This window comes from Paenibacillus sp. FSL L8-0663 (assembly GCF_038008125.1).
In the GTDB taxonomy this organism is placed as follows: Bacteria; Bacillota; Bacilli; order Paenibacillales; family Paenibacillaceae; genus Paenibacillus; species Paenibacillus polymyxa_D.
This window is the reverse complement of record NZ_JBBOYM010000001.1, coordinates 2,462,976-2,489,946: the sequence shown is the minus strand read 5'-3', so window position 1 is coordinate 2,489,946 and position 26,971 is coordinate 2,462,976. Positions and strand designations below refer to the sequence as shown.

The window sequence follows — 26,971 nt, the reverse complement described above, 5'->3', positions numbered from 1 at the left end:
ACATACGTGAAGCTCCAAATATGCGCTGTTGTAGGTTAGAGTTCTCTTGATTAATTATGTATCATTCTTTTTAAAATACACGCCCTTGAAAAACACAAAATTTTGCGTATGTGTGCCATACAGCTCCTGAAACCTAGAATGAAGTTTATTCATAGAAAGAGTCTCTGAGACCGTCCGATCCGTTTGCAGGGTCAAGTCGACACAGCTAATTCCAAATTGGCACACTTGCTCCATAGGATAACCTTGGGTAATTCCATATATCATCCCGGCAATAAAAGCATCATCTGCGCCTGTGACATCAATGACCTCTTGAACGGGATGAATGGGAATTTGGCCATGAGTTCCATCCTGAGAGGCGTACAAAACACGATCAGCACCGCAGATAAAAATGACATTCTGAACTCCAAGTTTGTGAAAAATTCGGGTGGCATCCAACATATGCTGATCATCTGTAAGTTCTAGCTCCAAATAGGCTTCAGCCTCCACCGGTTTACATACCAGCCACTCCACTCCATGCAAATTTCGGGGAAGCTTTCTCATCTTCGAGGCCGATACCGAAGAAACGACAATCGGAATCCGATGCTCATGACAGACATGTATGGTGGCTGCAATTACGTTCATAGAGAAATTAGTGTCCAGCAGAACGAGTCGGGATGAGGCAATTAAAGGAGCATTTTCAAAAATTACTGAAGGACGAATCTGATCATAAATCTCCATTTCTGCTGTCGCTACAATCAGTTCACCACGCTCGTTCAGCAAGGCAGTATAAACCCCAGTTGACGGTTCACCTTGGACTTGCAGAGGAACCACGTGCATGTAACGGCTGGACTGTTCGATAATAAATTCACCTTCCGCATCGTCCCCAACTGCGGTCAGCAAGCTGACCCGCTGGCTCAACCTCCCTAAATTTTCGGCTACATTTCGTGCTACCCCACCGCAAGATTGCAGTCTTGTACTGCTCGGATTGGAGGTATGAAGCTGAAATGTACCTTTAATCATGATTTTACGATCCAAATTGGCCCCCCCGATACATAGTATTGGTTTGCTAGAGGGCCAAGGCTCGTCCTGTTCATTTTGGTGGATTTTTTTTAATTTCATCATTTGACTCCTTTCTCGAGTCTATTCGTTAAAATGATTTAAATTTGTACAGAAATAGGCACTATATAAAATTAACACGTTCCAAATGTCATATTCCCAAGAATAATGTCGAGTTCGTTAAAATATCCTAAAGTTACACATGCAAAAAAACACCCTATTGTAAAGATATCTTTCACTTTTACGATAGGGTGATTGGGTTGGAACTACAGCATAGTTCTTCCTTACATTATGTTATTCAGGATTTTTGCAAAATCCTCTATTTCAAAATAAATAGAGCTGCTCCGTGAGGAGGTAAATCTGTGGACAGCTCTTGTGCTAAAACACCTAAATCTACATGGTTCCATAAATCTCTGGCATTTGCCTGACCTTCAATACCAAGGTCTTTTAAGGATACACGCACCTTTGAAGATTCATCCCCAGCATTAAACAAAGCTGCATATACATGCCCTTTCCCGTTATGTGAAGTCCAAACGATATGTTCATCCTTTCTATACACCTGCCGTGCATTCAAACCGTTGCGATGAGCATTTAACACTTCTTCATTAGTCAGCAAAGAAAGAGTCCATGCATCATTATCCCGCAGTTCGCCCCCGAACATCAGGGGAGACCGGAAAATGCTCCACAAGGTCATCATCGTTAGCTGCTCATCCTTAGTAAAGCGTGTCCATCTGTCATGGCTGCCGGAATCTACCGAATCTACCGAACGAATACCCAGATGACCCAGTGGTAGCATGTCGCAATCCGGCCAGTGACCCGGACCTACATGTTCCGCCCATTTCTCGCAGCGCTCAAACATACCATACAGTAAAGGCCATACATCCCAGAAGTCATCAGTCATACGCCACATATTCACGTTTGCGATTAAATCAGATGCATGCTCCAGCGGTGCAGGACCAGGCGATAGACTCAACACCATCGGACGTCCGCATTGGGCGATAGCCCGCCTAATCAATTCAATTTCCGCCAAATGAATACCATAGAGACGTGATGCAGCAATGTCATCTACTTTGACAAAATCCACACCCCATTCCGCATACAGATCAAACAACGAATTATAGTACTCCTGTGCGCCTTCCTTGGATGCATCTACCCCATACATATCTGTGTTCCAGGGACAAATAGAGTTGGGATGCGCAATTTGTCTCGCCGTGGCTGTGGTTCCCAAAATCGGGGTATCCTGATGCACCGCCTGACGGGAGATGCCTCTCATAATATGTATACCAAATTTCAATCCCAGACCGTGTACATATTCCGCAAGAGCTTGGAAGCCTCGTCCATCTGCTGCCGAAGGAAACCGATTCACTGCTGGAATAAGACGTGAAAATGAATCCATTTCCAATGGGACAAACGGGCGATACTGTGAAGATACTGCTCCTGACTCATACCACTGAATATCTACCACGACATATTCCCAACCATATTCCTTCAGATGCTCCGCCATATATTGAGCATTTCCCCGTACTTCCTCTTCCCGTACTGCTGCACCGTAGCAATCCCAGCTATTCCACCCCATAGGTGGTGTATGCGCTGTCAAATGATGCTTCATTTCATTCATCCTTTCATCCAGTAGATCTCATCCTGCTACCAAAAATCCCCTCATCAGTACGTAACTATTATAATGTAAACCCTTACTTTTGTCGCTCGTCTCCTTTTTCATTTCCACTTTTTATACATTTAAGTTGACTAACTAAAAGAATGTGGTACATTTAAAATTGCTTTTAAAAAACTTTGACTTGAATCAGAGGGTGATTTTACATGTGTGAACATACTTATCGAATTTTGTTGTTTTACAAATATGTCAACATTGAAGATCCTGCCACCTTTACGGCAGAGCATCTGGCTTACTGCAAGGAGCTGGGCGTCAAGGGAAGAATCTTGATTGCTGCGGAAGGAATCAACGGAACACTGTCTGGTACAGTAGAGCAAACGGAGCAATATATGCGTGATTTGCGCGCCAATCCGAAATTCCACGATATCGTTATTAAAATAGATGAGTCTGACGGTCATGCGTTCAAGAAAATATTTGTACGCCATCGTCAGGAGCTTGTTACGCTGCGTCATGAAGATGAGCTGGACCCTAATGAAATTAGCGGTAAGCGTCTGTCACCAAAGGAGTTTTATGAACAGCTTCAAGATGAAGATGTAGTTGTTCTGGACGGACGTAATGACTATGAATATGACATCGGTCATTTCCGCGGGGCTATTCGCCCCGAAGTCGAATCGTTCCGTGAATTTCCACAATGGATTCGCAACAATATGACTCAGTTCAAAGACAAGAAAATTCTGACGTACTGCACCGGAGGTATCCGTTGCGAAAAGTTATCGGGTCTTCTGATCAAAGAAGGATTTAACGATGTAGGCCAGTTGGATGGCGGCATTGTGACTTACAGCAAGGACCCAGAAGTACAAGGACGTTTGTTTGACGGTAAATGCTACGTATTTGACGAACGAATCTCGATTCCGATCAATCATACGGATGAGGACGTCATTGTCGGCAAGTGCTTCCATTGTGAAACGCCGAGCGATCATTATATCAACTGCCCAGTGTGCAATCTCCAGCATATTGCATGTCCAGATTGCGAAGAACAGCATCAGCACTATTGCTCTGACGATTGCCGAACCAAAGCGGAAACCGTAGCTACTGCATAAATTGGCAGTATCATTGGTTCATTATAATAAAAGGGATGCCCTATTAGCCGTTCATCATGGCTGTGGGCATCCCTTTTATTGTTTTCACAATAAGTGTCGTAGGCTTCATAGTATATACCTATGGCCTTGATTGTATTTTCATCTTGGACGGGCTCGAAAGTAGCGTCTTATAATGGAAAATGTCATTACAGAAAGGATGGGTGGAATTCATGATTCAAATCGTACTTTCAACTCTATTATCGGTTATCGTTCCGCTGTCCATTCCGGTGATCGCCGGATTTTTACTTGGAAAATTCATGAAGCTGGAAACGAAACCGCTCTCGACTTTGTATTTATATTTTTTAAGCCCCGCCATGATTCTGGACACGCTACTCAAAGCACAGCTTACCTGGCATGATGTGGCGCAGACTGCCGCTTTTTCAATATTAAACCTGCTGCTGTTGTGGGGAATTGCACAATTAGCAGGGAAAATCTTTAGACTGAGCACTCCGGAAACGGCTGGACTTACCTTAATCTCCACACTCACCAATAGTGCAAATTATGGCCTGCCCCTAATTTTACTTGCCTTTGGGCAGCTCGGTCTGGATAAAGCCTCCGTGTATGTCGTCATCCAGATAATTATAGTCAATACCATTGGCGTTTATTTTGCAGCCCGCTCTGAATTTTCTGTTCAAAGTGCTGTTAAGTCGGTGTTTTCACTTCCTGCGATCTATGCAGCTCTACTCGCCATGGGACTGCGGCTACTGGACTGGCATCTTCCCTCAGGGATTCAATCAGGCGTCTCGATGATTGCTGCTGCCTATTCTCCGGTCGTGCTGGCGATTCTGGGTACCCAGATGGCTTATGTAAAAATATTTAAGTTGGAGTCGTCTATTAAAAAAGCCAGCTACGCCGGACTAACAATTCGGCTTCTACTCTCCCCACTTGCGGCTTGTCTTGCTATGCTGATACTGGGAATTTCAGGTCTTTTGTTCTCCGTTCTCTTCATTCTGGCCTCAATGCCGGTTGCTGTAAATGCTGTCATTTTAGCAGAAAAATTTAATGCATCGCCAAAACTGGTTTCCACCTGCATCCTGTGGAGCACGCTTGCCTCATTCCTGATATTGCCTATTCTGATTATGTTGGTGGCAGGTTAGCGAGAAAAAAAGACTCTCTACACCATAGAGAGCCATGCGCGATTCTGTCTCCATTCTACTTGCACAGGCGTTTCAAAAAAAGCACTAAGCGTTTCACTGCTTAGAATATCAGTCGTTTTACCTTTAGCAAATACCGTGCCCCGGCGGATTAAAATCGTATGCGTGTACATCGGTAGAATTTCTTCGATATGATGTGTAACATACAGTAAATTCGGCGAAGCCGGCGACTCCGATAACTGGCGAATGCTATCCAGCAATGCTTCCCGGGAAAAAAAGTCCAAACCATTACACGCCTCGTCCAAAATCAGTAGCTTGGGCGAGGCCATTAATGCGCGGGCGATAAGCACTTTCTGCTTTTCTCCCTGTGAGCATCCCTGATACAACCGATCCACGAGATGAGCACACCCCAGTTGCGTCATAAGCTGAACGGCCTGTTCATAATCTGTATCCGTCGTCTGATCATAAAGTCCAATGGAGGCAAATTTGCCACTAATAACAACATCCTGCGTACGCTGACTCCCATTAATTCTTTCCTGTAAAGAGGAACTGACCCAACCAATAGATTTGCGCAGCTCCCTCAGATCCACATCCCCAAAGGTATGGCCCAATACACCAACACTACCTGTGGTTGGCCATATGTAACCGTTAATCATATTGAGCATCGTTGTTTTACCTGACCCATTCAAGCCGAGTACAGCCCAGTGCTCTCCCTCAGCTACCTGCCAATTGATTTGATCTAGTATGGTGCGGTTATCTCTCTTCCAGCTTACATTGTTAAGTTCAATGACAGAATTCATGGCTGTACATCCTTTCTATTCGTCGTATCATCAGATGTTTATACGCATAGTAAAGATCATCATTAGTACGTCTAGCTTCTCTTTCATGTAAGCATAGCACAGGGTCACAGGTTGTTCAATTTTAAATAACCCACTCCATTGTTCATATAGGAGTGGGCTGGCAATGTAGTAATCTACTGGTCAAGATATTTTTTCTTTTTTAGGATCTTTAACTACTTTCTTATCTTTATCTTTATTTTTATCTTTATTTTTATCTTTATTTTTATCTTTGCTTGGGACGGTGACTTTCCTTTTTTCATTAGCCAGCCGCCAATAGCTTAATACTTTACGGTACATGGACTTATCTGATAATTGGTTAAAAATATATGGGTCTGGCTTCGTATTCACCTCAATAATCCATGGGGTAAAGCGATGATCCAGTCCAATATCCACACCAATTTGCCGGAAATTTGGATATGTTTTTTGCAGTTGTTTGGCGATGGTAAGACCCAGTTCATTTAGTTTCTTGACCAGCTCCGCCTGTTTGCTTTGCGATAAATGGGATTTTAGTAACTGCTCCAAGGCCATCGGCTTGCCACCACTATGATAGTTAGTCACGATTTTACGGGGATGACCCAGACGTCCAATAATTCCAGTAGACTCCCATAGCCCTTTTTCATTACGCTGCACCATGACCCGAATATCAAAATAACGCATTTGATGGCGTAGTAAATGGATTCCCTTTTGAATAAGATAACTTTTCTTCCCCGTATGTTTCGATAGGCTGGTATATAGTGCATCCAAATGTTTAAATTCTTGACGCGCTTCCTCAAATTGATAGGCGAAACGCTGGCCAGCCTCCTGCTCTACTCTCATTACACCTTTACCAAAGGTACCTCGCTCGGGTTTTACATAGACCATACCGTACTTCTCCAGCATTGACTTCAAATTTGCTTTGTTATATTTCCGAGTTTCAGGTACATAAGGTTTGATGCTGCCATGCTGGAGCAACAATTGGGTTTTATGCCATTTGCTGCGCAACGCCTGCGCTTGTGAAGAATTCACTTGCCCCTCTCCTCTCTACTCTCAGGTAGAACGCTCCTGTTAAAAAAGATCAATCTATCGTATGCGCTAACTCCCCATTCGAAGCTTCATCAGCCCTGTCCTGCATAGAAATGGACGTTTGACCTTGCCCGGTCGAAAGCGCCTGTCCAAGCATACGATATTGGGAGACGCTGGGAGCGTATATTTGCACATATAGGGAGTGAATAACATGTCAGCGCAATCGGATGGTCCACGGAAGGGTTCCCTTACGATCGATGTTCTGATTCCCGCAATTGATAAAGATATTGCCACACTACCGCTGGTAATTGACAGTCTGCGCCGTCACGTGCAGCACCGAATTGGAAATATTTATATCGTTTCACCGCAAAGCACCGGGATTCGCCGTCTGTGCGTAAACAAGAAATGTACATTTATAGACGAAAAAACGGTGCTGCCCATTACCAAAAAACATATCCATTACGGAACAACGCGCTGGGACCGTTCAGGCTGGCTGTATCAACAATTGCTCAAAATGAATGGCGACAAAATCAGTAAAGCCTCTTTTTTCCTCGTCATTGACGCGGACACGGTTTTGATTCGTCCACATACGTTCCGTAAAGACGGAAAAACGATTTTTTACTACCGCAGCTGGAGCCAGCCTGAGTATTTTCGCACCCATCACAAGCTGATGGGCGTTAAAGCTCCCTCACCAAAGTCCTTTGTTACTCATTATATGCTTTTTGAAAAAGCGCGGCTTACCCAGCTCAAGCAAGTTATCGAGGCCCGTCATGGAAAACCTTGGTACAACGCAATTATCCACAGTATAGACCGGACAAAACAGTTTGGGTTTTCCGAATATGAAACGTATGCCAACTATTTATACAGTAATCAGCCCTCTCGGATGATTTTGCGCAAGTCATTGAATAAAGCGCTTCATCGTCGGGCTTCTTCCCTGTCGCAAAAACAATTGGATGTCTTGGCCAAGAGCTATCGCTCCTTATCTTTTCATCAACGCAAGGTGTACCAGCTTACTCCAAAAACAAAGATTGAATCATCGCTAAAATAGTTTTTAAAATCCTGCAAAATGATGCAGTCCAAAATAGATCTGCATTGAAGGAGGAAACGTCCGTGCGCATCGTATTATTATGCGGTGGTGCCGGAAAACGGCTATGGCCACTATCCAACGAAATCCGGTCGAAGCTGTTTCTCCGGTTGTTGTCCGCTCCTGACGGGCATAAGGAATCTATGCTCGGTCGGGTGTACCGTCAGCTTACCTTAACCGGGCTGGATTCCTCTGCCCTGCTTCTGGCTCATCGGAGTCAGGTAAATCTAGCCTTTCGCCATACAGAAGGTCGTCTGCCCGTTCTGGGCGAGCCTGCCAAACGTGGAACCTTCACCGCTGCTGCACTGGCAGCTGCTTATTTTCACACCAGAGGCACAGGGCTGGATGAAGTTCTCTGCATTGCCCCAGCGGACATGTTTGCAGGAGAGGATTTCTTCCATAGCATAGCAGCGCTCTCCGGCATATTGTTTGAGAGCGGAGCCGATCTGGCTATGCTTGGGACAAGGCCCACTCATCCCTCCGACCAATACGGCTACGTCGTTCCGGGTCTGCAAATGATACGGGAAGGGAAAACTTCCTATGCGCAAGTTGCTCGCTTCACAGAAAAGCCGGATCTCCCCGGAGCACAACAGCTTATTCATCAGGGCGCGCTCTGGAACTGTGGTGTTTACGCTTTTACATTACGGTATATGTTGTCCTGTATGGAGCGAAGTGATCTGCCGCTGAACGATAAAGCATTATGCGCGATGTATGATAGCCTCCCCGTTCGCAGTTTCGACGAAGAGATTGCAGAGCGTGCCGAACATGCCATCGTCCTGCCCTACGATGGCGAATGGCACGACATCGGCAACTGGCAGGCTCTAACAGAGCAGCTAAACAGTCAAGTAATCGGGCGTGGACAGATTAGTGGGCAGACTCACGGCACGCATATCGTTAATGAGCTGCCCTATCCACTTCATGTCATTGGTGTGGAAGATATTATTGCTGCCGCGAGTCCCGATGGCATTCTCATTGCGTCCAAGAGCCATGCCCACGTAATCAAGGAGCAGCTAGGTAAACTTCAACTTCACCCCATGCATGGTGAAACCTCTTGGGGCAGTTACCGAGTGCTGGACGAATTTGATCATCGGAGTCTGAGCGATATACTGGCCATACGGCTGACGGTACTGCCAGATCAACGTTTGAATGGCCGTATTCACGGCAGTGGACTTAAAGTATGGACGATCGTGTCCGGCCGGGGAGAGGTCATGCTGAACGGAGAACGTTTTGCTGCGGCAAGCGGTTCTGTATTTAGCATTCCGGTCGATACGCATCACACAATCCGTGCCGATCTGGATACACCACTGGAGCTAATTGAGGTACGTCTGGGAAACAGCTTGGTGAACGCCTTCTATAAATCCGAGTCCTGACAACACATAGATCAGGATTTTGCAAAATTTGATTCCAGTCGCTCCAAAGTGCAATATATAGACGAACTAGACCATTTCGATCTATATATTGTTCATTGGAAGTCGCTTATTGGATTTTTGCAAAATCCTCAGATATAATGCACGCTACGGATTCTGAACGAAGGTCGCAGGTCGCACATAAAAAATCGCTCCTGAGCAAGGTGAAAAAGTCCTTGCTCCAGAAGCGATTTTATTTTGTGATGCAGTTACCTTTGACTATTCCGGCTTCTTTTAAAAAATGCTGAACGATCTCCAACTGATAGTGTATGCGTACTTTCTTGGGCAGGCTCCAACCCGTTTCCACGGTAACCGCGCGTGCACCTAAAATACGGGCTACAGCGGTGCGGGAGGAACCTGGAAGCTCATGCAGCCGAATGTTGAAATGTCGGTCGCTCACCTGGATGGAGCGATTCATTCGCTTAATAATCCGACGAACCGTAGGAACCACCGGATTACCCTTGTTGGAGATCAGCGTTTGACCAAGCACCTTGGCATCCTTTTGTGACAATCCGTTAGCCTCATGCAAGTCGAGGTACCATTCAGGTTGATGCTTTTGTGTTAATTTGAATAGAGCAGCGGAAAGCGGTTGTGTTGCTAGCTGCTTTTTTTTGCGCGGAAAGGTTCGATTAAGATCAGGTATTCCTCTAATCCGTTTGCGGTAAGCCTCTTGATTTACAATCGGTACAATTATAAGCTTACCCTGGCTAATTCGCAGCTTTTGCTGATTCAAAAGCTTCACCAATTTCTCAGCAGCTCGTATGCTTGCTATTTCCTTACCATGTATCCCCGCGACCACCATCACACACGGACCTTTCTGCCCCCCTGTGACTATATAATAAGGAGTTGCCCAAGAGCCATTTCCGAGCATATATCGTTTGACCTGCATCCCCTTCACCTCCGTATAGGCTGTCGTTGTCCTCTCTTCTGTTCTCGCCGACGGATGATTTCACGGTATAGTCTTAAGTAGTTACTGGTCATCTGTTTGTTGGTAAATCTTTGGTTGACATATGAACGAAGCTGCGCTGGTGACGGATAATTTTTTTGCTGTGCCTTTCCTGCCATTTGGCTAACTGATTTGCAAATCAACTGTGGAAAGCCCAAGAGTACCTCGGGAACGGAGCCATTTTTTAATGCCAGCACCGGTGTTCCACAAGCCATGGCCTCGACCATTACGAGTCCAAATGGCTCTTCCCACAGTGTCGGAAACAGCAGACACTCTGCATGTTTCAGCAGCTTCTGTTTCTGAGCACCTCCAACTGCACCTACATAGCGTATATTCGGATTACGCTGAATTCGTTTCTGAATCTCTTTACGGAAAAATTCTGGAGCTTTGATAGGACCTGCAATAAGCAGTTTTTTTCCTGTTCGTTCTGCAACCTGAATGGCCTGCAATACACCTTTATCTCGTATGATTCTGCCCATAAACAGCAAGTAGCCACGCTTCTCACTGCTGAACTCGTATTCATGGGTGTTGATACCATTATAGATATAAAAACCTTTGCCCCTGCCCATCAGCTGACGCGCTCGTTTACTGACATATACCGGGTTTTTACCGTGTCTCTTCACTGGAAGATGAACGGTGCATACTGATGGACAAGGCAGCTTCCTACGTCCCACAGAAGAACGAAAAGTATGATCATGAATGATATGTGTGTTGGAAGGCATATGCCGGAGTACATATTGGGGGATCTGACTTTGTTTCAAACCCTTGGGGTAGGTAATCAACCGCGCACTGCTCCTGCTCCCACGGGCGGCAAACAGCGATACATGATGCCCTCGTCTCACCAATTCCTCAGTTAATTCATGCACGACCTTTTCCGTTCCGCCTTTGTTAGAGGGTACCGGCTGTGCATCGGGATAGTTGGAAATGACCTGAACAATGGTTAGACGCCGTTTTTTGAGTGCTTTATTCTGCCTTGAAGCCATACGAATTCCCCTTCCTGACCGGAAATACGGTGTGATCCTTACGATGTCAACGGGAATCAGAGCATACTCCCGTACAAGTTATAAATTGTAGTATATAGGTATGTATATTTTGCGTGATTGCTTGTGCCAATCGTCTGCAAGTCGTTTTTTGCCATACGAGCCTATCTATAAGGGGAGTCTATACAATTTGTCAAGCTAAAATTAAGGAGAAAATTCTCATCGTTTTCTAATAAATGAGGACAAAGCGTTGGGGTAACAGGTTTGTAACCATGAGTGGTAAATTCCGGACATTTTATTTGTGTTATTGTCATTTCAGGACATCAACACAATACGAATAACGGAGGAATTTATATATGAAACGTACTTCTAAAAAATTGTGGATGGGTATTTGCTTTACTATGACTTTGGCATTGAGCGCAGGGAGCTTCGTCGTTGGGCCAGCCACCACTCATGCCGCTTCGGCAAGTAAAGCTGATCAGATTATTTCTAAAGGTTCCCAGTTTATGGGTGTGCGTTATGAGCATGGAGCCCCAGCAGGCAATACAAGATCTTTTGACTGCTCTTCGTTCACTCAATATGTATTTGCACAAAATGGCATCAAGCTTCCACGTTCGTCCAGACAGCAATCAACTGTTGGCACTTTCGTACCGCGTAGTCAGCTGAAAAAAGGCGATTTGGTCTTTTTCTATGCGCCAATTCATCATGTAGCCATTTACATGGGGAACGGCAAAATTCTGCATACGTATGGTAAAGGCGGCGTAACGGTTACAGATCTAAATTCGGGCTGGTGGAGCCGCAATTACACAACAGCACGTCGTGTCCTCTAGGATAAATTTTAGTTGATTCCCATCCACCGAATGCTTAACTTACAAATAACAATAAAAGGGCTGTTCCGCGAGTAGATATTTCTACTGGAGGGACAGCCTTTCCTTTTGTCTTTGGGGCAGCGTGACGATGACTACCGTTCCTTCTCCTTCTACGCTCTCCATACGTATCGTACCCTGATGAGCATCTGTAATTGCCTTGGCAATCGGCAACCCCAGCCCGGTCCCTCCAGTTTTACGATGCCTGGAGCTATCTACCCGATAAAATCGTTCGAAGACCCGCTTGATCTCGCCCTCAGGTATTCCGATCCCATAATCCTTAACCCGGATATAGACATCCTTTTTATCTTTAGATAACCCTATTTCAATCTCATCCGAGCTGTATTTTAATGCATTATCCAGTAGGATCACTAGCAATTGCTTCATTTTTGTCAGGTTGGCATCCAGCCAAATTTCTTTCTCTTCGGTTAAAATAGAAATTTGACGATCATGTACAGGCTTGAGATGCGCTACTACCTGTTGACAACAACCGATCATTTCTATCCGCTCATGCGGCTCAGGGTCTTTCTGCTGTGAGGAGGCAAGAGTCAGCAACTGCTGTGTCATCGTACGCATTCGCTGAGTTTCTTCATAGATCGATTCAATGGATTCCTTATGAATGTCCTCATCACGCGTGCCCCACCGCCGCAGCATGTTGGCATAGCCCTCAATAATCATAAGTGTGGTATTCAGTTCATGTGAGGCATCTGAAACAAACTGCTGCTGGCTCTGAAAGCTTTCTTCTAATCTCTCCATCATTCGGTTAAAAGTAGCGGTCATTTGGGACAATTCATCTTGATTATGACTGCCAGCGGGGATTTTTTTAAATTTTAAGCTTCTCTCAATTTCCTGCATCGTTTGAATACTACTGGAAATCGGCAGCAATATGGCATTCGCCAAAATCGTGCTCCCTACCAAACTTAGCATCATTGCTCCTACAGTCGAAGTGATGAGAATCGTATTTAAAATATCGAGATTGGTTTCGAGTGCATCCCATTTTTCCACGATCTCCAGCGTTCCCTTCTGATTGCCCTCCGGAGAAAGCACGGGGAGATGGATTACCAGAATTTTATGACCCTGTACATCAGTCAATTGAGAGCTTTGAGAAGTGTTAAAACGAATATCGCCCAGCTTAAAGCGTGACTGGCGACTTACTTCATACAGAAGTCGGGATTGCTGATCAAACACCCTCAGAATAGTATCTCCGGAAAGCTCATCTTTCAATTTTGGACTCCATGCATTCTTCAGAATCATGGTATGTCCGGTTTCGGCAATGATTTCAGTCCACTTATTTTGCAGCACTTCTCTTTCATTTCGCGTAGCGATTTTGACGAACAACAAATGAACCGTGACATCCACAAACAGGAGTATTATCATCACTAAAATAGAACTGAGCAGGGTGATTTTGGTCCGCAGCTTCAATGTTCTTCCTCCCTGATGCAGTACCCCACACCACGTACGGTTTTAATTAATTTCTTTTTGTATCCATGATCAATTTTTTTGCGAACATACCGGATATACACATCTACGACATTCGTATCACCAACAAAATCAAACCCCCACACGTTCTGAATCAATTCATCCCGCTGCAATACCTGATTTTTGTGCTCCATCAGATAGAGAAGCAGATCATATTCTTTGGGCGTCAGTTCGATTCGGTTTCCTTCCCGCACCACTGACCTAGTCTTGCGTTCCAACACCAAGCTATCCACTTGGAGCCTGGACGACAACTTGTCCTCTTTTTGTGAAGCGGTAGCTGTTGACCCCATTTGATGCCTCATACTGGCCCGCATCCGCGCTAATAACTCCTCGATCTCAAAAGGCTTCGTAATGTAATCATTGGCACCTTCATCCAGACCTGAAACCTTATCAGGAGTCGTGTTACGTGCAGTGACCATAATTACTGGTGTATGATTGTCCACTTTTCGAATCTGCTTCAGCACCTCGACCCCGTTCATCTCCGGCAGCATGACATCCAGAATGATGATATCCCATTTACCAGTTAGAGCTTTTTCCAATCCTTCTCTGCCCGTTTGTGCGATTTCAACTGCATATCCTTCATGGGATAACTCTAACTGAAGCAATCTGGATATCTTCTCTTCATCATCAATGACCAGCACCGACTTTTCCATCGCAAAACCACCTATTTCTATAGAAAAAACAAATGAGTAACGGAAATGACATTCATTTTTTATTTGATTTTAAGCTTTTATCCGTGTAGTCGCTCTATAATATAACTTTGTTATTCAATTTTTTGATGTTAAGGAGTAATTTATTCATGTTAATTAATGTAGACTATGCTTTATTTCACTGGATCAATGAACTCGCTAATTCCCTCGCCTTTTTGAATGGAACCATGCGTTTCTTGGCGCAATATGCACCGTATTTATTCGGAGTGGCTTTGCTGATTTACTGGTTCACCTTTAAAATGCCGCATCGAATGATGGTTTTAGAAGCCGTTATAACGGTTTGTATCGGCTTTGTAATTAGTTGGGGTCTTGGACATTTGTTTTACAGAGATCGGCCTTTTGTCGGACATTCAGTCATTCAGCTTATTCATCATGATCCCAATGCTTCATTCCCGAGTAACCATGCACTTGGAGCGTTTTCTCTGGCTGCCATTTTATGGCTTCATCATCAAAAATTTCGTGTTCTCTGGGTTATTTTAGCTGTACTCATCGCAGTATCCCGCGTATGGACCGGAGTGCATTATCCCTCGGATATTTTGGCAGGTGCGCTTATTGGTGCAGGTTGTGCCATCGGCGTTCATCAATTCATTCGAAGTCGGAAGCTACCTGGCATCTTTATGCAGGCGGCTATTATATTTTATGAAAAATGGGAGCAGAAGCTGGGGCTCAAGCCTGGTGAACAGGCCAGAACCAAGATGACTGAACACACTTCCTCTGTCCAAATGAAAAGCAGACGCTAAAGCGTCTGCTTTATTTAGAAACTTCATTATTTATGCAACCCGTTATGCTGTGATTTAGAGCGAAGTGACAACATTCGTCGTTCTTCGTACCGCTGATAAAACCAAATACAAGCCGCCATCCAGCAGCCACTCATAAAATAGCCACCCACAACGTCGCTCGGATAATGTACGCCCAAATAAATGCGGCTCGTGCCGATTGCTACAATCAGCAGGCTGCTGAGTACAATAAGAAGGATACGCCCCAGCCTAGAAGGAACATGCTTCCACACTAAAAATGTCAGCGCCGCATACATGCTGAAAGCTGTCATGGAATGTCCGCTCGGAAAACTGTATCCATTCTCTTCAATAATACGGTTAATCTCCGGTCTCGCACGCTGAAAAAGCAATTTTAGTATCGTGTTCAGCATTACCGATCCCAATACACCCGCCGCCAAAAAAAGCAGTTCTCTGCGGTGTCCCAATACTCTATAGAGCACGAACATGGCAATTAAAATGATGATCACAACTGGAATACCACTGCCGATCATGGTAAAAAATTTCATTAGACGGGTCATGGCGGGCGACTCCAGTTGTCCAATAGCCGAAATAATTTCCTGGTCAAAATGCCGAACTTGATGGTCACTCACCCATAATGCGACTAAGCCAAAACCGAATGCACATACTATACATGTGAGCAGAGCCAAGGAAATGGGCAGCTTTGTTGATGTTTGCTTCATTTTCTGTAGTTCCTCCATAATATTCATTGCGTGATAAAACAAAGTGCAGCATTAGCTTAGATATAGGTCTTACTTTGCCCACTTTTCCCTTATCATTTCATTAAAAGAATTAGTTGCATCCTCCACATAATGAAACCCGTTTTCAAAAAATATCACTTTCAGAATCATTTTATAATATAAGAAATTCATATTGACTACAAAATCGCAAGCGGACTGTAGCGAAAAAAGCAACAACAAAAAAGGACGCCATTCAAGCCTTATAAACGGCTCGAATGACATCCTATGATTACACGTGGCATACTACAAACGTAATTCCCAAGTTAAACAAGCATCATCTACTAATTAGGTTGGTGTGACTTCTCCAAGTTTAACCTTACTCTCTGCTTCCTCTATTGGATAGCGTCTGCGGAACCACAGCGACTGAAGCAGCAAGAAGGTGCCGCTTACTGTCCAATATAATGGCATGGCAGCAGGGGCATTGAAGGAAAAGACCGCCATCATAATCGGTGAAAGATAGCCCATGATCGCAAATTGCTTGCGCTGGTCAGGCGTCATCTGAAACTGAGAAAGCTTGGCCTGTGCCAAGTATACAATTGCGACGACGATTGACAAAATCCAGTCCGGCTGTCCGAGCCGGAACCATAGGAAAGAGTGAGATGCGAGCTCCGGGGTTAAGCGGATTGCTGTATACATACCGCTCAAGATCGGGAGCTGAATGAGAATAGGCAGACAACCGATATTAAGCGGATTGAATTGATGTTCTTTGTAAAGCGACATCATTTCCTGCTGCATACTCTGCTGGCTGGTGGTATCTTTCTTGTTTTCATACTTCTTCTTAATTCGGTCCAAGTCGGGCTGCATAGCGCTCATCTTGCGCTTCATACCCTGCTGGGCACGCGTTTGACGCATCATAAGAGGCAGTAAGGCCAGACGGACAATGAATGTCAATGTCATAATCGCCAGCCCAAAGCTTCCACCAAACCATTGCGCCAATTGCTGAATAAGCCAAGAAAGCGGGAACACCACGTAATGATTAAAAAATCCGGGTGTCTGTGCATTTATCTCCGCAGCATTCGCACCACAACCAGACAGTAGCATGACCACCGCCAACGCTACCATTAATCCAAATATCCGTTCTTTTTTACCCCAAAAGGTGAATCCCTTGAATCGTTTCATATGTTCCTCCTCGTTGATTGGCTGTGCCATCGTTCAACGAGGGAGAACAATCGGATGCATCTTCATCCGGCGCTTCTTTACGCCGGATATGTCGGGCCAGCCGGACAGGCATGTCCTGTCCACGGGCAGACATCGGCATCTGCGGAGAGGCATGAGACCTCACGGGCCCACCTTCGACCCAGCATTCGGGTACATTGCCGTGCAAATGAGCGAGATACGTATAAGTCACTGTGCACAGCAAGCCGATTGTAAATAAATAAGGGAGTAGGTCTTGAAGCTCAAACAAGGGATTCACCTCCTTCGGTTTGTTGCTACAATTATAGCACGAAACCGGACAAGCGACTAATCTTTAATTAGAGATACGGGTTGGATCACAAGCAACTGAAATAATTATTTCTGCTCCTTCGGTCTAATGCTCAAATCCGGTGGAAGGACGCTCTATATTACGGTAAAACTTAACGGATAGCAAGCATACGATTCAATGCTAGTACAGCATCCTGTCTGATCTGAGCATCCACACGAATCACACCCACAGGCTCACCCCGGTCAAACTGTTCCATTGCCCACAGCAAATGGGGAAGATCGATCCGGTTCATGGTTAGGCAGGGACACATATCGGGATTGAGCGATTCAATCTGCTGTTCAGGGTACTGCTGCTTGATTCGTTGCACGAGATTCATTTCTGTGCCAACAGCCCATTGGGTCCCTGGCTCTGCCGCACGGATGGTATCGATGATGAATTTTGTGGAGCCCGCGCAATCTGCGAGCTGTACGACTTCATAAGAGCATTCGGGGTGAACGATGACCCGGACGTTCTTATCACGCTCGCGAACGTTGCGAATATGATCTACTGTAAACTTTTCATGAACAGAGCAATGCCCTTTCCATAAAATAATTTTTACGGTTGCTGGGTCCTGTTCAGTCTCAAGCTGATCTGCCAGCGGATTCCACACGGCCATTTCATTTAGCGGAATTCCAAGATCGTAAGCTGTATTGCGACCTAAGTGCTGATCCGGCAAAAACAAAATACGTTCCTTTTGCTTCAGCGCCCACTCCAGCACTTGCTTAGCATTCGAAGAAGTCACGGTAGCCCCACCATGCCGTCCTACAAAGGCTTTGATCTCTGCTGTGGAATTTACATATGTTAACGGAATGATCGTATCTCCTACCAACTCCTGTAAATGCTTCCATGCTCGTTCTGTCTGTTCCACATTCGCCATATCTGCCATCGAGCAACCTGCACGCATATCCGGCAGGACAACAGTCTGTCGATCGGTAGTTAGCATATCCGCTGTCTCCGCCATAAAATGGACCCCACAAAATACAATGAACTCCGCTTCCTGATTTTGTGCAGCCATTTGAGCAAGCTGTAGAGAATCTCCTGTTATATCAGCAAACTGAATAACCTCGTCCTTCTGATAGTGGTGGCCCGGTATAAGCAGCTTGGGTCCCCATTTTTGTTTCAGTTCGGCCACTCGCTGCTCCATTTCAGCAACCGTCAGTGTCTTATAATGCTCTGGCATAAGCCCTCGATTTCCTTGTAAAACGTCAAGCATAGACATTAGAATCCCTCCATATCGATGCGGCTGATCGTTCCGCTCTCAGCGAACAGATAACCGCTTTGTGTACATTCATATTTACAAGTGTCTTGACACTTATATTTACACATGCCTACAATAATCTCAAGAGTTTTTGAATGGAATTATTTTTAAGCAGGGAGGATTTGGTGTGATTTATCTCGACTATGCCGCTTCTACACCTATGTGTGGTGAAGCTTTAAATATGTTTAACGTATTAAATAAGGAAATGTTCGGAAATGCCAGCAGCCTTCATGATGCGGGCGGTCAAGCAGCCTACACGCTGGATTACAGCAGGCAACGAATAGCAAATATGATTGGCGGGCAAAAGGAAGGCATCTATTTTACAACAGGGGGAACAGAATCCAATATGTTGATTGTGCAATCGATCCTGAACGGGTTGCCGCAGCATAAAAAGCATTGGATCATGAGCGCTTTGGAGCATCACTCGATGTACAATCTTGCTACTTTGCTGGAACGTCAGGGCTATGAACTGACCATTGTGCAACCGGATCGGGAAGGACGAATGTCTCGCGAAGCTCTTTTACCTCACCTGAGAGAAAACACCGGACTTGTCTCCGTACAACACGCCAATTCGGAAACGGGACTAGTTCAGGACCTTGCTGCCTTATCTCCCCTGCTACGCGAACGGGGTATTTTGCTGCACAGTGATGCGGTACAGACATTTGGGAATATTCTCGTAGATGTAGAAGCCATGGGAGTAGATGCACTCTCTGTATCGAGCCATAAAGTGTATGGCCCCAAAGGCGTCGGTGCTGCATATCTCAAACCCGGAACCCCATGGCGTCCCGTGTACCTTGATACACTACATGAAAACGGATTTCGTCCTGGAACGGTTAATGTTCCCGGGATTGCAGCCTTTGTCGCGGCGGCAGAAATGATGACCGAACAGATGGAGTCGCATCAGGAGCGATATGCTACCCTGAGAAGACACTTTATTACAAAAATTCAGGAAAGATCCATTCCGTTACGTTGGGTGGTACAGGAAAGCGAGAATAAAGCAGCGCTTCATCATATAGTAGGCTGTTTTTTTCACGGTTACGAGGGACAATATGTTATGCTGGAATGTAATCGCAGAGGTGTCTGTATATCCACTGGAAGCGCATGTGCTGCCGGACACCACGATCCTTCGCCTGCCTTACAGGCGCTTGGAGCATCCGGCCGTGAAGCGTTACAATTTATCCGTGTTTCTTTCGGAAGAACGACCACCATCGAGGAATTGAATGTATTGGTAGATATTTTGACAGACCTGACGCATCGAAAAGAAAGGAGCTTATCCCGTTGACTGAATCTTTAAAACGGTCAGGTACGGATCGCCGCGAACAGCTACTATTGTGGCTCAAGAGCGAATCACCACTGACCGGGAGCGAACTGGCGCGCAGATCCTCCGTCTCCCGACAAGTAATTGTACAGGATATTTCCCTGTTAAAAGCAAGCCAAGAGCCTATCCTTGCAACGAGTCAAGGATACATTTATATGGAGCCTGCGGGTCAGGCAACTCCCTTAGCCTCACGTATTATTGTGTGTAAACATCGACCTGAACAGACAGAAGAGGAACTAAAGCTGATTGTGGACTACGGTGTAAGTGTGCAGGATGTTATTGTTGAGCATCCGGTATACGGGGATCTGACTGCTCCGATACGGGTTGGAACTCGCAAGGAAGTGGACGATTTTATCCGTAAAATCAGCTCCACCCAGGCCACTTATTTGTCCCAGCTGACGGGAGGCATCCACCTGCACACCTTGAATGCCTCGGATGAAGATAAAATTAATGATGCCTGCGCTGCATTGGAGCAAGCAGGCTTCCTAATGACGGACTAACTTAGTGCGCTTAGCGGAGTAAAGAAAATCCTGTCCAGTGTATGTGGAGTGCAACTGTGCTCCACATGGACGGTATGTAAGCAGCGAGAAATAAAAAAATCCCGGCCCCCTCATATAAGGGAATCGGGAATGAACTATGTGAGCTTAATTTCAAGCAGCTCATATTTAATTACAGCCATGGGTGCATCCACATGAATGATACTGCCCACTTCTTTTCCCAAAAGTGCCTTGCCTAAAGGACTCTCATAGGAAATTTTGTTATCAAGAACATCCGCCTCAGCAGGACTTACAATTTTGTATTCCATCTTCTCCGAAAATTCGATGTCATTCAGAATGACAGTCGATCCGATACTAACGGTTCTAAGGTCTAAATTACTCTCGTCCACGACCCGGGCTTTGGTCAGCATCTTCTCCAATATGAGAATGCGGGTTTCCATAAACGCTTGATCGTCCTTGGCTGAGTGATACTCACTATTTTCTTTCAAATCACCGTAGCTGATAGCCAACTTAAGGCGTTCGGCTAGCTCCTTGCGTTTTACGGTCTTCAGTTCCTTAAGTTCATCCTCCAGCTTGGCCAATCCCTCTTTAGTTAACAATACTTCTTCATTCGACATATTTTATCTACAACTCCTATTTCAGCATTTTGCTTAATTCCAATTCAACGCTCAAAAATACAATAAACGAACTAAACCGTTTCGGTCTAATCATTGCTGATTGGAAACGCTCTTGGGATGTATGCAAATGCTCATTTGGCTTGCTTTATTGTAGTTTACTCTAAATCGGACCAACATGCGAAATAAATTACTGGATAATAGTAGCCAACTAACCTCAGCCAACGTGATTCTTATAGTAACCAATGCTCTCTTATTCGCATATCGTATGATCATAACGTATATTGATGAGCACATGCAGTGCCGCTGCCCTTGTCCCAAATTTCAGGAAACCAGACAGGAGCAGTATATGGCGGGAGGAAGATTCAATGGCTTCCTTAGGAAAGAACGGCAATGGGAATGGCAATGGAAACGGGAATCGTAAATCCAAATCCCCACCTAACGGTCAAAAGAAAAATGGATTAAACAGTAATTCGGCTATCTTTTCCGCGCTTCAAGGAAAAAATGTGGAGGTCCTTGTGGCAGCCCTCCTACTAACAGGAAAACTAAACGTCGATTCGGTGACTTTATACAGACAAGCAACATTGTTTTTAGGACTCACAGGAAAATACAAAACACTAGCATCCACTCCATCCAATGTCGATAATATGGTGAAATTTTTAAATGATAACGGGAATATGACACTGGACCAGGTGATACAAGCCTTTTCACAGAAAATAAATAATTAACAAGTGGCGAAAGGAGAGTTATGTGGTGAGTGAGTTTGATGGAGAATATTTTGCAGAGGTTGTCATTATTGTGATTCTAGTTGCCATGTTCTTCTATGGCTCCTCAGATATAGAGGGACTTTCCGCTTCGCCAACCCAATCCTAAAATGATAATTCCCGCTTCGTAAAAAATAAAAAAGCATCTATAGACTCTCACGAGGTCAATAGATGCTCTTACTTTTTAACGGCCCATCATTTCTACTTCATGGCCCTTTACTTCTACACTTATCGTTTGACTAGAAACTTCTCCTGAAGCATTGACTAACTCGGCCCGGTACTCATATGTACCCGGCTTTTGATTTTGGATGCTGGTCACTGCACTTTGGGCCTGCGGGCTTTGGCTCAGCAGATCCTGCGCGTCGATCAGCTTTCCGTTTTCATACAAGTTGTATTTCGTCGCATTTGTGCCCCACCACATGTTCATAGCAAGAGTATAGGCACCATCACCATCCCAATTGTCATGAGACAGCACTGGAATGCCAGGAGAAGCATCGGTCACTTCGACAGTTAACGGGTCGCTGGTCGTTTTACCAGAAGCGTTGATCAGTTCTGCAGTATACGTGTAGGTACCGTTGGTCTTACCTGTAACAGGAATGACTGCATGCTGTGCTCCAGGAGAAGCCGCTTGCAACGATTGAGTGCCAATCAGCTTGTCATTTTCGTACAACTTGAGTTCATCACCATTCGTACCCCACCACAGATCCATAGTGATGTTGTAACTGCCATCCTTCAGCCCAGTGTCCTGCCCGTTATCATGCGACAGCACAGGTTTACTCGGCACTTCACCTACACTAGTCTTTTCGACTCTAACAGTTACAGGATTGGATACGACCGTTTTACCATCCAAGGTAACGCTGGCTGTAATCTCCGCGCTCCCCTCTTTTAGGGCCTTAAGTTCTCCATACGTATCCAGCGAAACGGATTCATGACTGCTGACATACTGAACAGAAGCGCGGTTTAAATCTGCTTCGCTGCCATCTGTCAGCGTACCCTTGAGATGTGTCACTGCCGTATCCCCAATGTTGAGGGTCGTTTGATCCAGTGAAAGCTCTACTTCTTGCAACTCTGCACCTGCCTGAGCTGAAAAATCATCCAGTCCACGCGGTTTCAACTGATAATTCCCTTTGAAAATCGCCGAAATTCCTTTTAGCTTCACGTGCTGTCCTTCTTGATATGGAAAAGTTGTCCGTGTTAAGCCTGTACGTGCATCGACACGCACATGGTGACTTACTTCACCTGATACTGCATCAAATTCAAACGAACCTACGGGAGTCGCGTCTATCACATTACGAATCATTGCCGTAGGAAGCTCAACCAACTGTCCTTGGCTCGCATCACTGAGTTGGGTGACTTGTACAGCTTCTGGAAGTTGTCCTTCTCCCGTTTTTTCAATTGCCACTGGATCGGTTAACTCTAGCTCACTATTAAACAGTGCCAAGCTTGCTGTAAGCTTTACTCGATCCCCTTGGTGAAAGCCGCTTTGGTTCTGATATACATAAATACCGCCACTTTCATCCTGCATGTAAAAGGCTTGACCACCGAATACACCTGGTTCTGTCGTCACAACACCCTCTAAGGTCACGACTTTACCAGCCGGGAGACTCCGTGCTTCTGCGACACTGATACGAGCTGGAACCGTATTGCCTTCCTCAGGCAACGGCTGGGCCGGGACATCAGCCAACACGACGGATTGAGTCAGCAGATTGCTGCCGTTTTGCCTCAGTCTAAGATTAGCTGAACCACTGGTTCCCGGCTTGATTCGCACCGTCAAGTCCTTATAGGCATGCCCTTTGCCGTTGGACTCCAGACTAAATGTTCCGCTATAGCCGTAAGAGGTTGGCCAGCTTCCATCCGGATTTTGAATCTGGGCTACTTGATTGCCGCCCTCTATATAAATACCTGTGCTGAATCCGCTAATCGTACTATTGGGAGCCAGCTGATCGGCAGTAACTCGAATTTGAAAAGGCTGTGCATTGGGCAGCTGCTCTTGACGAACGATGTTGTACACAGGCTGCGCACTGGCTGTAGGTCCGCCATAGGACCCTGCTTTGAAGGTTCGCTGATCCCACCATTTGTAGCCAGCTGCGGGAGCGGACCAAGGCTCGGCTTGTGGTTCCGTGGAAGCCTGTGGCTCTTCAAAAGGCAGTAATGCCGTCGGCTGGTCCAGCTGTAAGCTTTTCACTTCCGTCAGGCTGGTATACTCCTCCTTCTTGGACAACCAGTCTACGATATTGACCAGTAACTCGGCGTCATCCTGCTCCTTAAAGCCGTCATACGTTGTCTTCTTGGTTCCTGTCTCTTCGCGCAAATATTTTGGCGTTGCATCTTCGACAGGAGACGAGTCCCCAATGAAAGCAGCTTTGCCTAGTCCTACTTTCGATACAGCTGCATAAGGTCCTTCCGGAATGCCGCCTCCATTATACACGCCCTGATCTACCGCGTTGCCCCAAGCCTGATTGGTTTTAGGAAGATATACGATTCCCTTGGCTTTCGCTGGGTCGATAATTGCGAGTGTTGATCCTGCATGCATTGCCACATTACTCACTCCAGCTGTAATGCCGAACGCCTGTGCTGGCTCGACAATCTGATTGGCCGTGATATCGCCTAATGCATTGTAGCGAAAGCGCACACCAAACTGGCTGCCCAGCCAATCTGAGCTGACTACGCCCTGCATTGCTGCCGAGCTTTTTTCTTCCGCACTCATTCCCTTCGCAGGGTCTTCCCATGCACCACGACGATAGCCATTAATGCTCTCCGATCCGTCCCAGCGATTCTTGTTGCGGTCCGCGTTATAATGATCTCCAATGAAAAAAATACTATTGCCTGCTTTTACATACTGCTCCATTGCAGCCTGTTCGCTCTGTTTAAAAGGAATATTCGGCTCTGCTGTAACAAATACATCATAATTCTTTAGATCATTGTAAGTAATGGGCGTAGATTGGCGAAGCTCGTGTACATCATAGCCATTGCTCGCGAGGGCTTGGCCGAAGTCTGAAAATCCACCATCAATCACCCAATCTGCTGCGCCAGCTGTCTGTCCATGAGTATTATCAAACAGCACTTTTTTACCAGCGTTCTCATTGACCACTTTCGCTGCAATGAAGGGGGCTGGGTCCGCCGGACCTTCTGCCCGTACCGGTTGCATGCTGCCCGCAACACTAGCATACAACGATAAAGTGAAAACCATAGCAGTTGCATATTTGAAGCTACGGGATGTAAAACGACGAAAGATTCCCATTCTTTCCCTCCTGTTTGTTGGTTTAAAGCCCTTCTGGGGGGCATCAGATACAAATTTTAGCATTCATTTATGTTCGAATATGCATTGTTTTGTAAATCTTTAGGAATAATGGATAGGAAGGAAATTCCAATAAAAGAGATACACTGTATGCAGCAATGTGAGCGCCGCAAATAGGATTTTCCCGGCAGCCCGGGTTCTTCTTTCCCCTGTAATCAGCTTTGCGCCATTCACGATCAATACCCACACGGCAATGAGTGCTGAAATGAGTGGCAGTGTGCAAATTCCCCAGATATACCACGCGGAATAGCCATACACGATCTGATTGTTACCATAGACGACCTGCACTCCGAGAAAAATCGTGTTTAGTGACGCAATGAATGCAAGGTTGGACGAAATGTGATTATTCGTTTTACGGATAGCTTTGATCACATATCTTACGATCCAAATTAGCAAAGTTGTGATGAAAAATAAGGAGGCGGCTGCATAGCTGACAAGCAGAGTCCAGGTGCGGTGCCAAAGTGTCGTTTGCTTCATGGTTTTACTATCCGGGGCAACCATCATCCACGTACCGTTTTCCTGATACAGCAAAATTTTAAGCTGGCCCTCCTTTTCCACAAACAATCCATCGCCTGCTGCTTGAAAAACTTTGTCTGTTGCTTCATTCTCATTTGGGTATTTTCCTTTAACAATTAACGTATGATCATCTTGAATTCGCACGGTGTATGTAATGTTTCCCAGTATTCGAATCCATTTTCCCCACCCATGAACAGGATTAGAATCCACCTGATATACGCCCTCAATCTCTGGCGAAAGCTTCACTTGCGTGGTAGAACGAGCCAGTGACTGAGAAGCGGCCTGCGGATTTGCGGGCAGCATTTGGGCTATCGCATCGATGACTTTTCCATGAAGCAGAGTGTCCGTGTCAGCTGAATTAATGATCACAAAAATACCGATCTTTTGTGACGGAATCAGTACCATTTCGGAAATAAAATCATCAATTTCCCCGGTAGCCCACAGCATAGGTACTCCTGTCTCCAAATGACCACGAAAAAATCCGTAGCCCACGCCATCCAGGCGTGCATCGACTGCAAATTGCTGCGCATGCATCACTTTTACCGTATGTGGTTGGAGCACCACTTTGCCCTCATACTTGCCTTGGTTTAAATGAGTGATCAAGTAATGGGAAAACTCGTTGGGTGTGACGTTCAACGCTCCTGCTCCGGGCAGATTGATATACGACAAAGGCTGTTTCAAATACGCTCCATCCTTCCACTGATACGACTGGGCCTGTGCCGGATGATTTAACGGCAATTCCAGTGTTGCGCTGGGCATATTCATCGGCTGGAACAGATGTGTACGAAGGTAATCATTCAGTCCCTGACCGCTTACTTGCTCCACGATATTACCGATCAGACCGAAGGCGACATTACTGTATTCATACTGAATTCCAGGTTTGCGGATAGGTGGCTGATTTTGAAAATACGTGCTGAGATACTGTTCTGTGGGTAAAACGCCTGCCCGAGTCGAGCTGTTAATGTCGTACAGCGCTTCATCCAATCCTGAGGTATGTGTCAAAAGCTGATGCAAATTGAAAGGCTGATTCTGGTATTGCGTAGCTTTATAGCTGTGGAGATAGTTATTCACGTCTTCATTCAAATCAAGCTTGTTTTGCTCAACCAGCTGCATCGTGGCGCTTGCACTAAATGATTTGGTTAGAGAGCCGACACGAACAATGGTCTTTGCTGGATCGAATGCCATTTTCCGCTCCAGATCTGCATATCCGTAGCCTTTACTAAAAAGAATTTGGGTTCCCTGAGTCACGACGACCGCAGCCCCCGGAATATGAAATTTTTCCAATTTTGTAACCATGATATCGTCCACTTTTTTTTCCAATGAATTAGGTGTTATGCTGTCTATTGCCCATGCCGGAGCAATGAGCAGGTTCCAGAGAAACAACGCTGCTAAAAATGCGGATAGGTAGCAAATGCCTTTATTCTTCATATTGAAGTACCATCCTTACGTATGAAGTTGATTTAATGATTTGAACCGTGCGGTGATTGCATAGCGAGCAGATATTTATACTCCGTATGGAAGCCATCAGCATGGCGCTAT

General features: G+C 45.5%; 24 protein-coding genes. 9 read left to right on the top strand and 15 right to left on the bottom strand.

From position 1 onward, the window contains the following. Positions 1–54 precede the first annotated feature (54 nt). Both MKY75_RS11190 and MKY75_RS11185 read right to left on the bottom strand, forming a co-directional pair. Entirely contained in the window at positions 55–1,098 is a 1,044-nt protein-coding gene (locus MKY75_RS11190; protein ID WP_029514878.1) for a carbohydrate kinase family protein, read from the bottom strand. A 256-nt stretch (positions 1,099–1,354) separates the two neighbouring features. Next, positions 1,355–2,644 (bottom strand): glycoside hydrolase family 27 protein, encoded by a 1,290-nt coding sequence (locus MKY75_RS11185; protein ID WP_069011665.1) that lies wholly within the window; start codon positions 2,642–2,644, stop codon positions 1,355–1,357. 209 nt (positions 2,645–2,853) lie between these two features. Between MKY75_RS11185 and trhO the strand changes: the two genes are divergently transcribed. Next, positions 2,854–3,747, top strand: a complete 894-nt coding sequence (gene trhO / locus MKY75_RS11180) for an oxygen-dependent tRNA uridine(34) hydroxylase TrhO (RefSeq protein ID WP_209950193.1) — start codon at positions 2,854–2,856, stop codon at positions 3,745–3,747. 209 nt (positions 3,748–3,956) lie between these two features. Next, positions 3,957–4,883, top strand: a complete 927-nt coding sequence (locus tag MKY75_RS11175) for an AEC family transporter (protein ID WP_069011667.1) — start codon at positions 3,957–3,959, stop codon at positions 4,881–4,883. A 17-nt stretch (positions 4,884–4,900) separates the two neighbouring features. Here MKY75_RS11175 and MKY75_RS11170 read toward each other — a convergent pair whose 3' ends face one another. Then, positions 4,901–5,680: an ABC transporter ATP-binding protein gene (locus MKY75_RS11170; protein ID WP_029514871.1), complete on the bottom strand. Its 780-nt coding sequence runs from the start codon at positions 5,678–5,680 to the stop codon at positions 4,901–4,903. A gap of 180 nt (positions 5,681–5,860) precedes the next feature. Then, complete coding sequence (locus MKY75_RS11165; RefSeq protein ID WP_340885272.1) at positions 5,861–6,724, bottom strand: YheC/YheD family protein; 864 nt, start codon at positions 6,722–6,724, stop codon at positions 5,861–5,863. 208 nt (positions 6,725–6,932) lie between these two features. Between MKY75_RS11165 and MKY75_RS11160 the strand changes: the two genes are divergently transcribed. Together MKY75_RS11160 and MKY75_RS11155 are read left to right on the top strand one after the other, a co-directional pair. After that, positions 6,933–7,769, top strand: coding sequence for a DUF6492 family protein (locus MKY75_RS11160; RefSeq protein WP_029514869.1), 837 nt, complete (start codon positions 6,933–6,935; stop codon positions 7,767–7,769). 62 nt (positions 7,770–7,831) lie between these two features. After that, positions 7,832–9,175, top strand: coding sequence for a sugar phosphate nucleotidyltransferase (locus MKY75_RS11155; RefSeq protein ID WP_029514867.1), 1,344 nt, complete (start codon positions 7,832–7,834; stop codon positions 9,173–9,175). Between the two features lie 229 nt (positions 9,176–9,404). On the opposite strand, the gene MKY75_RS11150 is transcribed toward MKY75_RS11155, so the two are convergent. Further along, on the bottom strand, positions 9,405–10,100 hold the full coding sequence (locus MKY75_RS11150) for a succinylglutamate desuccinylase/aspartoacylase family protein (protein WP_165150067.1): 696 nt from the start codon (positions 10,098–10,100) through the stop codon (positions 9,405–9,407). Positions 10,101–10,105: 5 nt separating this feature from the next. After that, positions 10,106–11,140 carry a glycosyltransferase family 4 protein gene (locus tag MKY75_RS11145; protein WP_029514864.1) on the bottom strand — a complete coding sequence of 345 codons (1,035 nt, stop codon included), beginning with the start codon at positions 11,138–11,140 and terminating at the stop codon, positions 10,106–10,108. 353 nt (positions 11,141–11,493) lie between these two features. On the opposite strand from MKY75_RS11145, the gene MKY75_RS11140 reads away from it, so the two are divergent. Then, positions 11,494–11,967, top strand: coding sequence for a C40 family peptidase (locus tag MKY75_RS11140; RefSeq protein ID WP_029514862.1), 474 nt, complete (start codon positions 11,494–11,496; stop codon positions 11,965–11,967). Between the two features lie 81 nt (positions 11,968–12,048). On the opposite strand, the gene MKY75_RS11135 is transcribed toward MKY75_RS11140, so the two are convergent. Both MKY75_RS11135 and MKY75_RS11130 read right to left on the bottom strand, forming a co-directional pair. Next, positions 12,049–13,425: a sensor histidine kinase gene (locus MKY75_RS11135; protein ID WP_029514860.1), complete on the bottom strand. Its 1,377-nt coding sequence runs from the start codon at positions 13,423–13,425 to the stop codon at positions 12,049–12,051. Then, positions 13,422–14,135: a response regulator transcription factor gene (locus MKY75_RS11130; protein ID WP_165150065.1), complete on the bottom strand. Its 714-nt coding sequence runs from the start codon at positions 14,133–14,135 to the stop codon at positions 13,422–13,424. Before MKY75_RS11130 ends, MKY75_RS11135 begins: the two co-directional genes overlap by 4 nt. Positions 14,136–14,281: 146 nt before the next feature. Here MKY75_RS11130 and MKY75_RS11125 point away from each other — a divergent pair, with 146 nt between their 5' ends. Further along, positions 14,282–14,932, top strand: coding sequence for an undecaprenyl-diphosphatase (locus MKY75_RS11125; protein ID WP_029514856.1), 651 nt, complete (start codon positions 14,282–14,284; stop codon positions 14,930–14,932). A gap of 26 nt (positions 14,933–14,958) precedes the next feature. Here the strand turns inward: MKY75_RS11125 and MKY75_RS11120 are convergent, their stop codons facing one another. From MKY75_RS11120 to nadA, 4 genes are all read right to left on the bottom strand, one after another. Beyond that, positions 14,959–15,648, bottom strand: coding sequence for a phosphatase PAP2 family protein (locus tag MKY75_RS11120; RefSeq protein WP_165150063.1), 690 nt, complete (start codon positions 15,646–15,648; stop codon positions 14,959–14,961). Between the two features lie 342 nt (positions 15,649–15,990). Beyond that, complete coding sequence (gene yidC / locus MKY75_RS11115; protein ID WP_069011673.1) at positions 15,991–16,824, bottom strand: membrane protein insertase YidC; 834 nt, start codon at positions 16,822–16,824, stop codon at positions 15,991–15,993. After that, positions 16,790–17,119, bottom strand: a complete 330-nt coding sequence (locus tag MKY75_RS11110; RefSeq protein ID WP_223830783.1) for a hypothetical protein — start codon at positions 17,117–17,119, stop codon at positions 16,790–16,792. Before MKY75_RS11110 ends, yidC begins: the two co-directional genes overlap by 35 nt. Positions 17,120–17,279: 160 nt before the next feature. After that, on the bottom strand, positions 17,280–18,386 hold the full coding sequence (nadA, locus tag MKY75_RS11105) for a quinolinate synthase NadA (RefSeq protein WP_029514851.1): 1,107 nt from the start codon (positions 18,384–18,386) through the stop codon (positions 17,280–17,282). A 166-nt stretch (positions 18,387–18,552) separates the two neighbouring features. On the opposite strand from nadA, the gene MKY75_RS11100 reads away from it, so the two are divergent. After that, positions 18,553–19,707 carry an IscS subfamily cysteine desulfurase gene (locus MKY75_RS11100; protein ID WP_340885269.1) on the top strand — a complete coding sequence of 385 codons (1,155 nt, stop codon included), beginning with the start codon at positions 18,553–18,555 and terminating at the stop codon, positions 19,705–19,707. After that, positions 19,704–20,243, top strand: coding sequence for a transcription repressor NadR (locus MKY75_RS11095; protein WP_029514848.1), 540 nt, complete (start codon positions 19,704–19,706; stop codon positions 20,241–20,243). The genes MKY75_RS11100 and MKY75_RS11095 overlap by 4 nt, the downstream gene beginning before the upstream one ends. 134 nt (positions 20,244–20,377) lie before the next feature. On the opposite strand, the gene greA is transcribed toward MKY75_RS11095, so the two are convergent. Beyond that, the gene (greA, locus tag MKY75_RS11090; RefSeq protein WP_013310174.1) at positions 20,378–20,857 is read right to left on the bottom strand and encodes a transcription elongation factor GreA; all 480 of its coding nucleotides are present in this window, start codon (positions 20,855–20,857) and stop codon (positions 20,378–20,380) included. 365 nt (positions 20,858–21,222) lie between these two features. Between greA and MKY75_RS11085 the strand changes: the two genes are divergently transcribed. Then, positions 21,223–21,582 (top strand): hypothetical protein, encoded by a 360-nt coding sequence (locus tag MKY75_RS11085; protein WP_029514846.1) that lies wholly within the window; start codon positions 21,223–21,225, stop codon positions 21,580–21,582. Positions 21,583–21,802: 220 nt separating this feature from the next. On the opposite strand, the gene MKY75_RS11080 is transcribed toward MKY75_RS11085, so the two are convergent. Continuing rightward, positions 21,803–24,859, bottom strand: a complete 3,057-nt coding sequence (locus MKY75_RS11080; RefSeq protein ID WP_340885266.1) for an endonuclease — start codon at positions 24,857–24,859, stop codon at positions 21,803–21,805. A gap of 99 nt (positions 24,860–24,958) precedes the next feature. Continuing rightward, positions 24,959–26,860 carry a serine hydrolase domain-containing protein gene (locus MKY75_RS11075; protein ID WP_340885264.1) on the bottom strand — a complete coding sequence of 634 codons (1,902 nt, stop codon included), beginning with the start codon at positions 26,858–26,860 and terminating at the stop codon, positions 24,959–24,961. Between the last annotated feature and the right edge of the window lie 111 nt (positions 26,861–26,971).